This is a genomic window from Belnapia mucosa (assembly GCF_016775475.1).
GTDB classification, from domain to species: Bacteria; Pseudomonadota; Alphaproteobacteria; order Acetobacterales; family Acetobacteraceae; genus Belnapia; species Belnapia mucosa.
In genome coordinates, this window is record NZ_JAEUXJ010000010.1 from 70,540 (window position 1) to 86,367 (window position 15,828).

Annotated in this window: 11 protein-coding genes; 6 read left to right on the forward strand and 5 right to left on the reverse strand. The window is 66.7% G+C overall.

Features of this window, described 5'->3' with window-relative positions:
- Positions 1-37 precede the first annotated feature (37 nt).
- Positions 38-1,219 carry an amidohydrolase gene (locus tag JMJ55_RS20660; protein WP_202827499.1) on the forward strand — a complete coding sequence of 394 codons (1,182 nt, stop codon included), beginning with the start codon at positions 38-40 and terminating at the stop codon, positions 1,217-1,219.
- A 16-nt stretch (positions 1,220-1,235) separates the two neighbouring features.
- Here JMJ55_RS20660 and JMJ55_RS20665 read toward each other — a convergent pair whose 3' ends face one another.
- Both JMJ55_RS20665 and JMJ55_RS20670 read right to left on the reverse strand, forming a co-directional pair.
- Complete coding sequence (locus JMJ55_RS20665) at positions 1,236-1,823, reverse strand: LysE family transporter (protein ID WP_202827500.1); 588 nt, start codon at positions 1,821-1,823, stop codon at positions 1,236-1,238.
- A 12-nt stretch (positions 1,824-1,835) separates the two neighbouring features.
- Positions 1,836-2,108, reverse strand: a complete 273-nt coding sequence (locus tag JMJ55_RS20670) for a hypothetical protein (RefSeq protein ID WP_202827501.1) — start codon at positions 2,106-2,108, stop codon at positions 1,836-1,838.
- Positions 2,109-2,459: 351 nt separating this feature from the next.
- Here JMJ55_RS20670 and JMJ55_RS20675 point away from each other — a divergent pair, with 351 nt between their 5' ends.
- Together JMJ55_RS20675 and JMJ55_RS20680 are read left to right on the forward strand one after the other, a co-directional pair.
- The gene (locus JMJ55_RS20675) at positions 2,460-3,041 is read left to right on the forward strand and encodes a hypothetical protein (RefSeq protein ID WP_202827502.1); all 582 of its coding nucleotides are present in this window, start codon (positions 2,460-2,462) and stop codon (positions 3,039-3,041) included.
- 203 nt (positions 3,042-3,244) lie between these two features.
- Positions 3,245-5,632 (forward strand): P-loop NTPase, encoded by a 2,388-nt coding sequence (locus tag JMJ55_RS20680; protein ID WP_202827503.1) that lies wholly within the window; start codon positions 3,245-3,247, stop codon positions 5,630-5,632.
- A 456-nt stretch (positions 5,633-6,088) separates the two neighbouring features.
- Here JMJ55_RS20680 and JMJ55_RS20685 read toward each other — a convergent pair whose 3' ends face one another.
- The 3 genes from JMJ55_RS20685 to JMJ55_RS20695 are packed head-to-tail and all read right to left on the reverse strand — an operon-like array spanning position 6,089 to position 10,713.
- On the reverse strand, positions 6,089-7,726 hold the full coding sequence (locus JMJ55_RS20685; protein ID WP_202827504.1) for a hydantoinase B/oxoprolinase family protein: 1,638 nt from the start codon (positions 7,724-7,726) through the stop codon (positions 6,089-6,091).
- The gene (locus tag JMJ55_RS20690; protein WP_202827505.1) at positions 7,723-9,750 is read right to left on the reverse strand and encodes a hydantoinase/oxoprolinase family protein; all 2,028 of its coding nucleotides are present in this window, start codon (positions 9,748-9,750) and stop codon (positions 7,723-7,725) included. The genes JMJ55_RS20685 and JMJ55_RS20690 overlap by 4 nt, the downstream gene beginning before the upstream one ends.
- A 3-nt stretch (positions 9,751-9,753) precedes the next feature.
- A complete protein-coding gene (locus tag JMJ55_RS20695; RefSeq protein ID WP_202827506.1) occupies positions 9,754-10,713 on the reverse strand; it encodes a Bug family tripartite tricarboxylate transporter substrate binding protein in 960 nt (319 codons plus the stop codon).
- A gap of 200 nt (positions 10,714-10,913) precedes the next feature.
- On the opposite strand from JMJ55_RS20695, the gene JMJ55_RS20700 reads away from it, so the two are divergent.
- From JMJ55_RS20700 to JMJ55_RS20710, 3 genes are read left to right on the forward strand one after another with little or no spacing between them, the layout of a single operon-like run.
- Complete coding sequence (locus tag JMJ55_RS20700; RefSeq protein ID WP_202827507.1) at positions 10,914-12,683, forward strand: hydantoinase B/oxoprolinase family protein; 1,770 nt, start codon at positions 10,914-10,916, stop codon at positions 12,681-12,683.
- Positions 12,680-14,761 (forward strand): hydantoinase/oxoprolinase family protein, encoded by a 2,082-nt coding sequence (locus tag JMJ55_RS20705; RefSeq protein WP_202827508.1) that lies wholly within the window; start codon positions 12,680-12,682, stop codon positions 14,759-14,761. The genes JMJ55_RS20700 and JMJ55_RS20705 overlap by 4 nt, the downstream gene beginning before the upstream one ends.
- On the forward strand, positions 14,758-15,828 hold the full coding sequence (locus JMJ55_RS20710) for a TRAP transporter substrate-binding protein (protein ID WP_202827509.1): 1,071 nt from the start codon (positions 14,758-14,760) through the stop codon (positions 15,826-15,828). The genes JMJ55_RS20705 and JMJ55_RS20710 overlap by 4 nt, the downstream gene beginning before the upstream one ends.

The window sequence follows — 15,828 nt, forward strand, 5'->3', positions numbered from 1 at the left end:
CGTTGCCGCCGGTCCGCGCATCCCCTTCACTGCGGGGATGAACCCCGCCGATCTCCTCCTCACCGATGCCCGGCTGCCGGATGGCCGCACCGGCATGGCCGTCGCCTGCACCGGCGGCCGCATCGCCGCCATCCTGCCGCCCGGAGCGCCGCTGCCGCCCGCGGCGCGGGTGGAGGCGATCGGCGGCCAGTTGCTGCTGCCCGGTCTGACCGACGGGCATCTCCATCTCGACAAGACGCTGATGGGCCTGCCCTGGATGCCGCATGCCGCCGGCCCCACCCGCGCCAGCCGGATCGAGACCGACCAGCGCCTGATGCCCCAGCTGCCGCTGCCGCCCGCCGAGCGCGCCAGCGCCCTCATCCGCCGCTGCGTGGCGCAGGGCACCGCCCTGATCCGCACCCATGCCGACATCACCCCGACCTTCGGCCTGACGATGCTGGAGGGCATCCTCGAGGCGAAATCGCGCCATGCCGGCGAGGTCCGCATCCAGACCGTCGCCTTCCCCCAGGCCGGCCTCGTCACCGCGCCGGGGACCGAGGCGCTGCTGGACGCGGCGCTGCGGTCTGGGGCGGACCTGCTCGGCGGCCTCGACCCCTGCGAGGTGGATCGCGACCCCAAGGGTCAGCTCGATATCCTGTTCCGCCTCGCGGAGCGGCATGGCGTCGGCCTCGACATCCACCTGCATGAGGCGGGCGATCTCGGCCTCTTCACCCTCACCGAGATCGCGGCGCGGACCCGGGCCCATGGCATGCAGGGGCGCGTGGCGATCAGCCACGGCTTCTGCCTCGGCGGCATCGCCGAGAGCCGGCAGGACGCCGCCGCGGCGATGATGGCCGAAGCCGGGCTGGCGCTGGTGAGCCATGGCGCCGGCGGCGCCCCCCTGCCGCCGCTGCTGCGGCTGCGCGCGGCGGGCGTCCGCGTCTTCTGCGGCAACGACAACCTGCGCGACCTCTGGAGTCCCTATGGCACCGGCGACATGCTGGAACGCGCCGCCATCATCGGCTGGCGGCTGGATGCCCGGACCGATGCGGCGCTGGCCGAGATCTTCGACATGGTCGGCGCCGCCGGAGCCGCGGCGTTGGGGGAGGAGGCGCCGGCCCTCGCGGTCGGCGCGCCCGCCCACCTCTTCGCCATTCCCGCCGAGACGGTGGGCGAGGCGATCGGGCAGCACGCGCCGCGCGGGCTGGTGGTCTTCGCCGGCAGGGTCGTCGCGGGCTGACCGTAGCCCGGCCCGGTCACGCCACCAGGGAGGCGAGGACCGAGGTCGCCATCAGCACCAGGGCCAGGGCGGCCCCGAGCCGGATCGGGCGATGCCAGGCCAGCGCCGCGCGCTGGCAGGCCGGATGCGCCAGCAGCATGGCGAAGCCGAGCGACACCAGCAGGGCCATCCCGACCACGGCCACCGGAACCAGCGGGCGCACCGCCGCCATCGCGCCGAGCGGCCCGAGGAATTGCGCGGCGAAGAAGGCCGCCGAGATCGGATTGGTGAGGGCGGTGCAGAAGCCGGCGCTGAACTCGGCCCCCTGGGCGCGGCGGGCGGCGCGGGCGGCATCCGGCGGCCGGCTGCGGGCGATGGAGAAGGCGACCCAGAGCAGCATCGCCGCACTGAGGAGGCGGCCGCCCGCAGCGACCTCATCCGCCAGCTGCGCCGTGCCGAGGGTCGCCGCGAGCGCCGCGTTCAGCGTGCCGGCGCCGAGGGCGATGCCGAGGCAGATCGGCACCGCCCCGCGGAGGCCGCGCAGGGCGGCGACCCCGGCGATGACCAGGAGGTTCGGCCCCGGCGTGACCAGGATCGCCAGATAGGCCAGCAGGAAAGCCCGCATGGCCGCGGCGGGCTATTCGGCCGGGGCGCAGCGCGTGCCGATGATGGGCCGGCCCACCGTCGCCTGTTCCGGATCGGCGCTGACGGGGCCGACCGCCTGGGCGCCCTCCCCGAAGACGGGCAGGCAGTTGATCAGGGTCGGGTTCGGCAGGCCGATATCCGGCCCCCCCTCGGCCGAGGCGGCGACCGGCGAGGGCTGCGGGGCGGGGTTTGTCTGTGCCGCGGCGGGGAGGCTCAGGGCGAGCAGGAGCGTGGCCAGCCGGAGGCTGGCGATATTGTTGCGCATGGTAAATACTTCCCTGTGGTCGGGCCAGGTAGCGGCTGGAGAATTACCACCGAGGATTGGACGGAGTCCGGATTTTGCCTGGGACGTGAAGATTATTTCAAGGCGCTTACTTCGACTATTCGGCGAATAGTGCGAGGTCTATTTCCTGCGATGGGGCCGGTCCGAATTCCATGCCGTGGGATGGTATTCACTGAACGGGCGGCATCAGGGACGTTCCCGCGCAGGGTCGTACAGGCATCGCGCGTCCTCGCCGCAAACGTGTGCTTCTGGATTTCAATGTAACCTACGCGTCAATATCTGTAGGATCGTGGAATGTCCGGCCCTCCCCGGACCAGGGGGAGCGCCACATCCATGCTCAACGAGAACCTCTCGATCGCCGACTTCTACCGGCTCCGCAAATCCGACCAAGCCGGCTTCGCCAAATGGCGGATCGAGACGCTGCCGAAGGGCATGCTCCTCTTCAAGCTCACCAAGGGCGACGCGCCTGAAGGGCAGTACGGCGTCACCCCCTGGTGGTCCGCCGTCCGGCCCTTCAAGGAGGATGACGAGGGCGCCCTCGGCCGCTACCAGCAGGCCAAGCTCAACGGCATCGACATGAGCGCGATGGTCCGCTTCATGTCCGCGGTGCGGATCGACTGGAACGACCTGGACAATTACGTCCAGGTGGAGCTGCTGGACGATGCCAAGGCCTTCTGGGGCACCTTCACGCCGCAGCCGAAATGGAGCGCGCCCAACTACAACCTGGCCGATATGCGCGCCCGCAAGGCCCAGGAGAGGCAGGTCAATGGCAGTGCCATGCTGCCCGATGTGCTGGGCGGTCTGGAGGCCTGGCAGCTCTTCATCCCGAATCTGAGGGATGTGCATATCAAGCGCTCGGCGGTCATCTCGGCGCATGACATGACGGCGCTGGGGATGGCGCTTGGGTTTATCTGAAGCCGGGCTTCGGCGATGATGGCTGAGGCGGGGCTGGCGCTTGTGAGCCACGGCGCCGGCGGCGCTCCTTTTCGGTCATCCAAAAAAGCAATCGAACAACAAAAATTTAAAGAAAGAAAAAAAATAGTGCAGAAATAAAAAATAGAACAAGATGGATTACAAAAATATTGCGCGCGCGATAAATTTATGGGACGCTTGGGAGCGTGGAGGGAAAAGCTGTGTTAAACGTAAGTGAATCCGGCTTGTTAAGCGCAGATTTCGTGCGGGGTGTGAACTTGTTTCTCGGAGCAGGATTTTCTACCCTTGCAAAAAACCGCTTTACCAAGTCCCTTCCCGTCGGTGATGGACTTAAAGATTTATTGGTGAAAGAATTCAATTTAGAGCCGTATGCAAGCTTGGACCTTGCAGGCCTTTATGCAGTCTTACTGGCAGATAGGCGAGATGCACTCCGGGATTTTCTTGCAAAAACATTTACAGTAACAGATTATGACAGTAGATATGATGCCCTCAGGTCATTAGAAGTGGAATTTCTCTACACCACTAACATAGATGACCTTCCCTTTAAAATATTTGATGCTCGTGGCGGTGACGATAAAAGAGTTCTGCATGATCTTACTCTGTATGGGGCTCCGCGCCAACCATCGGAAGTTGTCCAATTCATTCCCCTCCACGGAAATGTTCGCCACGAAGATTCGGATTTTCTTTTTACGCCTGGTCAAATCGCTTCGGCTTTCGCATCTGATCGCCAAACTTGGTATGTTTTCCAACGTGAGTTGCAGGCGCGGCCTACGTTTTTTCTTGGCTACGGAATGCGTGATGCTGGTGTTCTGCAGGCTCTTCAAGATGGGTCTTCGAGGTCGCTTGTAAATCGATGGATTTTACTGAGACGCCATGATGAAGCGGCAAGTGCACTTTATACTAGTTTGGGTTTCCATGTTATCGTTGGTGAAGCGGAGGACTTTTTAAAGTTCGTTGCGGATCGAACTAATCCAGTTACGCCTGCTGTAGTTCGATCTGGGCGCCAGATCTTCACGGGCCAAGTTCCAAACATTGCTGAGGTAGCGCAACGACCTATTCGCAATTTCTTTCTTGGGGCTGAGCCTGAGTGGTCTGATGCGTATTCAAGTCAAGTAGTTAGAAGGAGGATTAACTCCGCCGTAAAAAACTCAATTTTTAATGGCAAACATGTGGCGATTGTTGGCCTCCCGCTGTCGGGAAAAACAACGATTTTGAAACAGGTTGCAGCAGAGCTCGCGGCTGATCGACCGATATTGTACTTTGATAGAATTACGAATCCGCAAGCAGATAAAATTGTTGCGGAGCATCATGGACAGGCCGGCAAAGCCCTGATTTTTGTCGATAATTTAATTGATTCCCGAGATCCTATTGATCTTCTTGTGAACAAGATAGGCGCGCAAATTGTCTGCGCAGAGCAAAGTATATACTTTGACTCGGTCGGGTTACGGTCTATGCAAGCAAGACTTGACGTTCATTCCAGTTCAGATATATTAATTCAGGACTTGCAGCGGATTATTGATTCGATACCAGTTGATATCAGGAGGTGGCACCCTGATGAAATTGACATGGTGGAGTACGATAGTAGCGAATTAGGGCTTTTTGAGTCGTTCCGCCGCCATGTAATGGATGAAAATTTAACTAGCAGATTTCGATCGAAATTGGCAGAATTTGAAGCAAAAGATTCGGAAGCGTTTGATGTTTATATTATGGCGTGTTATGTCGCCGCTTGTCGAACTATAGTTTCTTTTGATATGATTTATACTTACCTCCCGAAGCACCGTAAAGAATACGGCGACGTATACGACGTAATAAGGAGAATAGACAGCTTTCTTGTTGAGGTAGACCTCGCAAATGATTCGGACCAGGACCATTTTTCTGTGAGGTCAGGTGCTCTTGCTCGAGTTGCGCTCAGGGAGTGCAGCTCCCGCTCATTTGGTCGCATATTCGAACGATTTCACACGTCTGTGTCAACGCGTCTAATTGTAGATTATCCGGTATTTCGAAGATATGCTTACGATAATGATTTTGCACGTAAAGCATTTCCAAGAGTTGAAGACGGACAACGGTTTTACGAGCGTTTAGTACGCTCGACCGATAATGCGTATGATTACCAGCACGGTGCAATTTATTTATCAAAAATGAAAAGCTTTACTGAAGCTTTCTCCTGGATCGATACAGCACTATCAAAAAGCCGAGGCCGAGTGTTTTCAATAAGAAATACTCATGCACGTATCTTATTTGAAGCCAACATTGATGTACTGAAGCGCAACGTCCGTGATAATACAGCATTGCAAGGCATTAAGGAAAGCATGGACGTATTACAGGGCTGCATAAAAAATGACGCACGGCGTTCGTATCATCTGCTGAGGTATAGCGACCAAGCTATTCAATACGCGGAAATTATGAGCGATCAAAATAGCTTAGACTGGCTTCGGCACGCATATGAAAACTTACAACAGATGGTAGATCAGGCCACTGTGTCGCAGAGCAGGGAAAGTTATAATTTACGTAAATATAGGAAATTGTATTCTGAGGTGCGATTGGCGCTAATAAGCCGCAAAGCTCTTTCCTAAAATATTTGCCTTCTCCACGGTGAGACCCACTAAAGAACAGGACACTAATGATTAATCAGAGCCTTTCGATCGCGGGCTTCTACCGGCTCTGCAAATCCGACCGGGCCGGCTTCGCCAATGGCGGATCGAGACGCTGCCGAAGGGCATGCTCCTCTTCAAGCTCACCAAGGGCGACACGCCGGAAGGGCAGTATGGCGTCACCCCCTGGTGGTCCGCCATGCGACCCTTCAAGGAGGATGACGAGGGCGCCCTCGGCCATCATCTCCTCCGACGACATGACCGCGCTGGGGATAACCCTCGGCTTAATCTGAAGCCGGCACGGGCGAGAGGTATAGGAAAGAAATCTTGCTTCGCCACCCCCGCCAGGGCTAGCCTCGCGCCGCTTAGCCTTAGGAGACCGCGATGCCGCCTCCGCCCGAAAAGCACCCGCAGGGGACCAGGGCCGGGGCCAGATCCCTATTTGTCCAGAAGCTGCATCAATGGCTTAGCGACCAGCCCCGCCGCCGCGTCCCGCTCGGCGGCGGCCGGGTCGCGCTCCTCCGGCGGGCCATAGCCGCCGCCCCCCGGCATCTCCACCACCAGCCGCCCGCCGGCCGGGATCACCTGGAAGCCCTTGCCCTTCAGCACCGTCCCATCGGCCAGCGAAAGCCGCCCCGCCGCCCCCGGCAGCCCGCCCTCGCGCCCGCGCGCCGGGTAGTGCACTCGCTCGAAGGTGGCGAAGATGCCGAAGGGGGCGCCATGCCGGTGCTCCACCTCCATCACCTGGCCGAGGCCGCCGCGCTGCCGCCCGGCGCCGCCGCTATCCGGCCGCAGCTCCTTGGTCCAGACCACCACCGGCGCGATGGTCTCGGTGATCTCGACCGGCACGTTCCGCACGCCGGAGGGGAAGGGGGTGGCCGAAAGCCCATCCTGCCGCGGCCGCGCCCCGGCCCCGCCGGAATGGAAGGTCGTCACCATGAAGGGCGTGCCGCCCCCGCCCGTGCCCGTCATCCCATGCCCGGCGCCGAGCTTGAGGTTCCAGAGATTGCTCGTCCCCTCCGCCGGCACCCGGCCGGGGATGCACTGGTGCAGCGCGCCATAGACGACATCGGGCAGCATATGGCCGATGGTCGATCGCGCATTCACCGCCGCCGGATGGAGCGCATTGACGATGGTCCCCTCCGGCGCCGTCACCCGGATGGCGTCGAGCGTCCCGGCATTGTTGGGGATGGTCGGCGCGACGATGCATTTCACGCCGAAGGCCGTATAGGCCTCCGTATAGCAGATCGGGCAGTTGATCCCGTAGGAGGAGGCGGCGGAGGTCCCGGCATAATCAACCGCCACATGGTCGCCCGCGATGGTGACCCGGGCGCGGAGGTCGATCGGCGCGTCATAGCCGTCGATCCGCATATGCCCGTCCCAGCTGCCCTGCGGCAGGGCGCGGATCGCCGCCTCCATCCCGGCGCGGGACCGTTCGATGATATGCGCGCCCAGCTCGTCGAGATCGGCGATGCCGTGCTCCTCCATCATGGCGGAGAGCCGCCGCTCGCCGATCAGGTTGCAGGCGACGAGGGCGTGGATGTCGCCCTCCACCTGCACCGCCTCGCGCACATTGGCGCGGACCATGCGCAGCAGGCTCTCGTCCCACACGCCGCCGCGGACCAGCGGCAGCAACGGGATGAACAGCCCCTCGTGATAGACCTGCCGCCCATCCGGCGACTGCCCGAGCCCGCCGATATCGACCACATGCGTGGTGCAGGAAAACAGCGCGACCAGCTTCCCGTCATGGAAGGCGGGCGAGGTGATGACGATGTCGTAGAGGTGGCCGGTGCCCTTCCACGGGTCGTTGGTGATGAAGTGGTCGCCCGGCTTCATCGTCTCCACGGGAAACTCGCGGAGGAAATGCACCACGCTGCGGGCCATGGAATTTACATGGCCGGGCGTGCCGGTGACGGCCTGAGCCAGCATCCGGCCTTCCAGGTCGAAGACGCCCGCGGAGATGTCGCCCGCCTCCCGCGCGCTAGTCGAGAAGGCGGTACGCACCAGCGCCCGGGCCTGCTCCTCGACGACCGAGAGCAGCCGGTTCCACATCACCTGCAGGCGGATATCCCTCATGGCGCGATCTCCAGCACGAGCTGCCCCAGCGCATTGACCCGCGCGCTGGCCCCGCGCGGTACGACGGTGGTGGTGGCGTCCTCGACGATCAGCGCCGGTCCCGCGAGGGCCATGCCCGGCGCCAGCGCCGTCCGCTCATGCAGCGCCGCCTCCTCCCGCAGCCCGGTCGCGGGGTCGAGCACCATCCGCCAGGCGGCGGGCGCCGGGGCGGGGCGGGGCGGCGGATCGGCAATGGGCGAGGGCAGGGGCCGGATGGTGGCCAGCGCCAGGGTCCAGGTCAGAGCCTCCACCTCCAGCCGGGGGATGGTGCGGCCGAAGAGGGCTGCATAGGCGGCATCGAAGCCCGCCCGCAGCGCCGCGGAGTCGAGCGTGGCGATCGGCACCGCGATCTCATGCCCCTGGCCGCGATAGCGCATAAAGCCGGTGCGCGTCTCGACCAGCTCTTCGGCTGGCGCGCCGAGGCGGACCACCGCCTCCGCCTCCGCCCGCATGGCGGCAAACAGCGCCTCCAGCGCCGCGGCATCGAGCGCGTCGAGGCGCATGTGCCGGGTGCGCACCACCTCATAGGCGATCGGCGCGCGCAGGAAGCCATGCGCCGAGCCGACGCCGGCGCCGACCGGCACCACGACGCGCGCCATGCCGAGCTTCCGCGCCAGCCGCGCCGCATGCAGCGGCGCCGCGCCGCCAAAGGCGATCAGCGTGCGCTCGGCGGTGTCCTTGCCGTTCTCCACGGCATGGACGCGGGCGGCGCTCGCCATGGTCTCGTCCACGATCTCGGCCACGCCCGCCGCCGCATCGGTCCCGAGCCCGGTGAGAGCGGCCTCGGCGCGGTCGAGATGCAGCGGGATGCTGCCGCCGGCGAAGCGCGCCGGATCGAGCCGGCCAAGCGCCGCATCGGCATCCGTCACCGTCGGCTCGGTGCCGCCATTGCCGTAGCAGGCAGGGCCGGGGACGCTGCCGGCGCTGTCGGGCCCGACCTGGATGCGCCCCAGCGCATCGCGCCGCGCGATGGAGCCGCCGCCGGCGCCGATCTCCACCAGCTCGATCACCGGAATGCGGACGGGGATGCCGCTCCCCTGCACGAAGCGATAGGCCCGCGCCACCTCGAACTGGCGGGAGCGCTGGAGCTCCAATCCGTCGAGCAGCGTCAGCTTCGCCGTCGTGCCGCCCATGTCGAAGGCGACGGCGCGGTCGAGCCCACATTCGGCGGCGACGGCCTGTGCCAGGATGGCGCCGCCCGCCGGCCCGCTCTCGACCAGCCGCACGGGGTAGCGCCGCGCGGTCTCGACGGTGGTGACGCCGCCCGAGGACATCATCAGCAGCAGCGGCGCGACGATGCCGGCCTCGCGCAGCCCGCTCTCCAGCCGGCCGAGATAGCCGGCCATCAGCGGCTGCACATAGGCATTGGCAATGGTGGTGGAGGCGCGCTCGTATTCGCGGATCTCCGGCGCCACCTCGCAGGACAGCGACAGGCCGACGCCCGGCAGCGCCTCCGCCAGGATCTCGGCGGCGCGGCGCTCATGCGCCTCATGCGTGAAGCTGTGGAGGAAGCAGATGGCCACGGCCTCGATGCCGTCGCGGCGGAAATCCTCGGCGATGGCGCGCAGAGCCGCCTCGTCGAGCGGCTTCAGCACCGCGCCGTCGGCGGCGACGCGCTCCGGCACGCCGCGCCGCCAGGGCCGCGGCACAAGCGGCTCCGGCCGCTCCATATGGATGTCGTACTGCTCGAAGCGATGTTCCCAGGCGATCTCGATGGAATCGCGGAAGCCTTCGGTCGTCACCAGCGCCGTGCGGGCGCCCTTGCGCTCGATCAGCGCATTGGTGGCGAGCGTCGTGCCATGCACCACAAGCCCGAGTTGCGCCGGCTGCCGCCCCGCGAGCGCCAGGATGCGCCGCGTGCCATCCAGCACCGCCTGCTCCGGCGCCGCGGGGGTGGTGAGGAGCTTGGTGGACCAGGACTGCCCGTCCTCCTCCAGCACCAGGTCGGTGAAGGTGCCGCCGATATCGACCGCCAGTCTCAGCATGCGCTAATCGCCATCCACGCGGATATTGCCGGCCCGCACGACGCGGCCCCAGGTCTCGGTGTCGCGCGCCAGGAAGGCGCGGTACTCGGTGATGGGCAGCGGCGCCGGATGCAGCCCCGCCGCATCGAACTTGGCTGCCACGGCCGGGTCCGCCATCACCTTGCGGATCGCGGCCGAGAGCGTGTCGAGCACCGCCTGCGGCGTGCCCGGCGGCGCGGCGAGCCCATACCAATTCTCGGCCTCGTAGCCTGGCACCGCCTCGGCCGCGGCCGCCACCTCCGGCAGCAGCGGCCAGCGTTCGGGCGAAGTCACGGCCATCGCCCGCGCCTGACCGCCCTTGATGAGCGTCAGCGTCGCCGGATCGCCGAAATAGGCATCGACCACCCCCGCCGCGAGGTCGTTCAGCGCCGGCCCGGTGCCGCGATAGGGGACATGCACCATGGCAAGCCCCGACATCTGCTTGAACAGCTCGCCCGCCAGATGCTGGCTGGTGCCGATGCCACCCGAGGCCCAGCGGATCTCGCCGCGGCGGCCGAGTGCCATGAACTCCTCGAGCGTCTTCGCCGGCAGCGTGTTGCGCACCGCGATGATGAAGGGCATCCGCACCAGGCGGGTGATATGGGCGAGACCCATTGCCTCATAGGGCAGCGGCCGCAGATGAGGCCCGGCCGTGGTAGTGCCGGCGCCGGTCAGCGAGAGGGTGTAGCCATCGGCCGGCGAGCGGGCCATGGCCTCCACGCCGATGACCCCGCCGGCGCCGCCGCGATTCTCGATGACGATGGTCTGGCCCAGTTCCCGCTGCAACGGCTCGGCCAGCAGCCGGGCGGTGAGATCGACGCCGCCGCCGGGCGGGAAGGGGACGATCATGCGGATCGGCCGGCTGGGATAGGTCTCCGCCCAGGCCGGCAGGGCCAGCGCCATGCCGGAGGCGACCAGGCCCCTGCGTCCGATCCTCTGCGGCATGCCGATCCATCCCATCCTCGGCGCGGAGGCTAGCACAGCATCCCGCGCCGCAAAGTCCCCAGCGCCTGCCCAGGGGCTGGGCTCGCCTGCCCAAGCGGCGGGCAGGGCTGGTCGCTGCGGCCCCATTGCCCCCGCCGCGGATGATGGACAGGCGGCGCAGCCATGCCATGCTGCCGCGGAAATCGGCGCGGAGGCGGCAGATGGCGGCCCGGGACTACGACCCGATCGAGTTCGAGCTGTTCAAGAACGCCATCTTCTCCATCGCGGATGAGATGGCGCTGACGGTCCATCGCACCACCTATTCCGCGGTGCTGAAGGACAATATGGATTACAGCACCGCCTTCTGCGACGCGGGCGGCCGGCTGGTGGCGCAAGGGCTGACGCTGCCGAGCCATCTCGGCTCCATCCCCGAAGCGTTGGCCGCGGTGATCCGCCGCTATGGCGAGGACATGCAGGAGGGCGACATCTTCGTCCTCAACGACCCCTTCGAGGGCGGCATGCACCTGCCGGATATCTTCCTGTTCCAGCCGATCTTCGTGGATGGGGAACGGGTGGCGATCGCCGCGACCATCTGCCACCACACCGATGTGGGCGGCCGCGTCCCCGGCTCCAATGCCTCCGACAGCACGGAGATCTATCAGGAAGGGCTGCGCATCCCGCCGCTGAAGCTCTATGAGCGCGGTCGGCCGAACCCGACCCTGCACATGATGATCGAGCGCAATGTGCGCGTGCCGGTCAAGGTCTTCGGCGATCTCCGCGCCCAGCTCGCCGCCTGCACCATCGCAGAGCGGGCTTTCAAGGAGCTGGTCGCGCGCTACGGCCGGGAGATGACGCAGCTCTATATGGATGAGCTGCTCGATTATGCTGAACGGCTGACCCGCGCCGCGCTGCTCGACCTGCCCGATGGCGAATGGCGGTTCGAGGACCATATCGACGATGATGGCGTTGATGTCGGCAAGCCGATCCCGCTGCGCGTCCGGGTCGAGAAGCGCGGCGACCGGATGGTGGTGGACTGGACCGGCACCAGCCCGCAGGTGAAGGGCGCCATCAACAACACCTTCAGCTATACGCGCTCGGCGGCCTATTGCGGTATCCGCAGCGTCCTGCCGACCAATATCCCGAACAATGAGGGCTATTTCCGCGCCATCGAAGTGATTGCGCCGCGCGGCACCTTGGCGCATGGCGTGCTGCCCGCCGCCTGCGCGGCGCGCGGCCTCACCGGCTTCCGCATGGTCGATTGCCTTTTCGGTGCGCTGGCGCAGATGCTGCCCGAACGGGTCGGCGCCGCCGGCGACGGCGGCAATATCGGCGTCTCCATCGGCGGCTACACGCCGGAGCGGACGCCCTTCATCTATGTGGACTTCACCTGCTCCGCCTGGGGCGGCCGGCCCTTCGCCGATGGCTGTGACGGCAACAGCCACATGTTCGCCAATATGGCCTCACCCTCGATCGAGGTGACGGAGGCGGAGCAGCCGATTCAGATCACCCGCTACGAGTTCCTGCCCGACACCATGGGCGCCGGCCAGTATCGCGGTGGCGCGCCCTTCTGCCGCGAATACCGCTTCCTCGAGGCCGAGGGGGTGCTTCAGGTCCGCGCCGATCGCCGCGCCTTCCTGCCCTTCGGGCTGCAAGGCGGCGGCGCCGGTGCGCCCTCGATGAACTGGCTGACGCGGGAGGGGAAGACCGAGCCGCTGCCCTCCAAATTCTGCATCACCCTCCGCCATGGCGATCTCTTCCGCCTGGAGGTGCCGGGGGGCGGCGGCTGGGGCGACCCGCTGGCCCGCGACCCGGCGCTGGTGCTGCGCGACGCGCGCAACGGCCTCGTCTCGCTGCATGCGGCGCGGCTCGACTACGGCGTCGTCATTACCCCGGGCTGGGCGGTGGACCGGGAGGCGACCGAGGTGCTGCGGGCTGAGCGCCGCGCCGGCCGCGGCCCGCTGCCTGCCATCACGCGGGAGCGCGCAGCATGAGCTGGCGGGTCGGCGCCGATATCGGCGGCACCTTCACCGACCTCGTCGCCATCAGCGACGAGGGCGCGTTGCGGACGAAGAAGGTCTCCTCCAGCACCGGCGATTACGGCCGCGCCATCGTCGAGGGCCTGGCCATGCTCTTCGACGAGGCCGGCTTCGCCGCCGGGGAGGTGGAGGAGGTGCTGCATGCGACGACGGTCGCCTCCAACGCCATCCTCGAGCACAAGGGGGCCCGCACCGGCCTCATCACCACCGAGGGTTTCCGCGACGTGCTGGAGATCCGTACCCTCCGCATGCCGCGCCTCTACGACCTGCGCTGGGAGAAGCCGGCGCCGCTGGTGCCCCGACATCTCCGCCTCGGCGTGACGGAGCGGGTCAACCATCGCGGCGAGGTGGAGATCCCGCTCGACGAGGCCGGAGCCCGGGCGGCGGTGGAGGCGCTGTTGCGCGAGGGTGTCGAGGCTATTGCCGTCTGCCTGCTGCATTCCTATGCCAATCCGGCGCATGAGCGGCGGATCGGCGCCATCATCGCGGAGCTGGCGCCGGACCTGCCGGTCTCGCTCAGCGTCGATGTGCTGCCGGAGATGAAGGAATACGAGCGCAGCTCGACCACCGTCATTAACAGCTATATCGGCCCGGTCCTGGGGCGCTACCTCAATGCCCTGATCGGCGACCTGCAAGGCGGCGGGTTGCGGGCGCCACTGTTGCTGATGCAATCCTCCGGCGGGCTGATGCCGGCCGCCGAGGCGGCGCGGCTGCCGGTGCATGTGGTGGAAAGTGGCCCGGCCGCCGGCGTCATCGGCGCCCAGGCCCTGGCGCGGCGGGCCGGCCTGCCGCGCGTCATCTCCTTCGACATGGGCGGCACCACGGCCAAGGCTGGCGTCATCGAGGAGTATGAGGTGGCGCGGGCCGGCGAATACAGCGTCGGCGCCGGCATCATGGTCGGCTCCCGCCTGCTCTCGGGCGCCGGCTACCAGCTGAAGGTCCCGTCCATCGACTTGGCCGAGGTCGGCGCCGGTGGCGGCTCGTTGATCTGGCTCGATGCGGCGGGCGCACCTCAGGTGGGGCCGGAGAGTGCCGGGGCGCTGCCCGGCCCGGTCTGCTATGGCCGCGGCAATACCCAGCCGACGGTGACGGACGCCAATGTCGTGCTCGGCTATCTGAATCCCCGCCATCTGGTGGGCGGTGCACTGCCGATCGATGCCGCCGCCTCCCGCGCCGCCATCGCCGGGAAGATCGCCGTGCCGCTCGGCCTTGCGCCCGAGGAAGCGGCGCATGGCGCGCATCTGATCGCCGCCTCCAACATGATCCGCGCCATCAAGGCCGTCTCCTCCGAACGGGGGCGCGATCCGCGTGGCTTCGCCCTGGTCGCATTTGGCGGCAACGGGCCGCTCTTCGCCGCCGGCATGGCCGAGGCGCTGGGAATGCGGCAGGTGGTGATCCCGCCCTCGGCCGGCGTCTTCTCCGCGGTCGGGCTGCTCGCCTCGGATGTCGAGGTGCATCTCTCCCGCTCCTGGCGGCGGCCCGTCCAGGGCCTCGATCCCGCTGCGCTGGAGGCGGCGAGTGCGGCGCTGGTGGAGGAGGCGAGGAGCCGCCTGGCGGCGCAGGGCTTCCCCGCCGCCCGCATCGCCGTCCAGCGCGCCGCGACGCTGCGATACCAGGGCCAGTCCTTCGAATTGCAGGTGGGCTTCGGGGCGGGCGATGGGCCGGATGTGCTGGCGGAGCGCTTCGGCGCCGAGCATGAGCGCACCTATGGCCACCGCGCCGGCGCCGACGAGCCGGTGGAGGTCGTGGCGCTGCAGGTGCTTGGCCGCGGCCTGCCGGAGCGGCCGCGCATGCCGGACAGGCTCTCGCCCGGGGCCACGCCGCCGCCGGAGCCGGCGCGCCCCGCCTATTTCGGCCGCGCCCATGGCTGGCTGGAGACGCCGGTGCTGGCCCGCGCCGCGCTGGCCGCGCCCCAGGCCGGCCCCCTCATCATCGAGGAATATGACTGCACCTGCCTGGTCCCGCCCGGCGCCGTCGCGGCGCTGGACGGGTTCGGCAACATCACCATCGAGCTGGGAGTGGCTTCCGCATGAGATCGATCCTGCTTGCCGCCGTGGCGGCGCTCGCCCTGGCCGGCGCCGCCACCGCCCAGGTGCCGGCGAGCCTGCCGGCCGGCCCGAAGGTGACGGTGGTCGCCGTGACCCAGCCGCTGCCGACCCAGCCGCAATATACCCGCGTCGATATCCCCGTGCTGCGCGAGGCGGTCGGCCAACGCAGCGGTGGGCGGATCGAGGTGCAGCTCTCGACCCATGCCGAACGCAACCTCTCCGGCACGGAGCTGGTGCGGCTGGTGCGCTCCGGCCAGACCGATATCGGTGCCGCCACACTGACGACGCTCTCGGGCGATGTGCCAATCCTCGACATGGTCGATCTCGCCGGCCTCGCGCCCGATATCGGCACGGCCAAGCGCATCGCCGAGGCCATGCTGCCGGTGGTGAACCGGGACCTGGAGCGTTTCGGCGCCCGGCTGATGGTGATCTATCCCTTCCCGGCGCAGGTGGTCTTCTGCCGCGCGCCCTTCGCCAGCCTTGCCGACCTGCGCGGGCGGAAGGTGCGGACCTTCGGCAATTCGCTGGTGGATTTCTTCACCGCCCTCGGTGCGCAGCCGGTCTCGATCGGCTTCCCCGAGGTCTATTCGGCGCTGGAGCGCGGCGTGGTGGATTGCGCCATCACCGGCACCGGCAGCGGCGTCGCAGCGCGCTGGCCAGAGGTGACGACGCATGTCTCGAACCTCCCCGTCTCCTGGGCGCTGGCCGGCTACATGGTCAACATCGCCTGGTGGAACCGGCTCGACCCGCAGGTGCGAGCCTTCCTCGAAGGCGCGCTGCGCGAGGTGAGCGAGAAGCAGTGGGAGCTCGGCGCCGCGGCGACGCGGGACGGGCTCGACTGCGCCATCGGCAAGGCCGATGCCTGCCGGATCCACAGCCTGGCGACGCGGCCGATGACGGAGGTGCCGGCGACCGCCGCCGACAGCGCCGCGCTGCGCGAGATCCTGGAGAAGACTGTCCTGCCCGGCTTCGTCCGCCGCTGCGGCGCGCGCTGCGGCGAGGTCTACAACCAGGTGATCGCGCCCATCTCCGGCATCCGGTTCGGCGGGTGA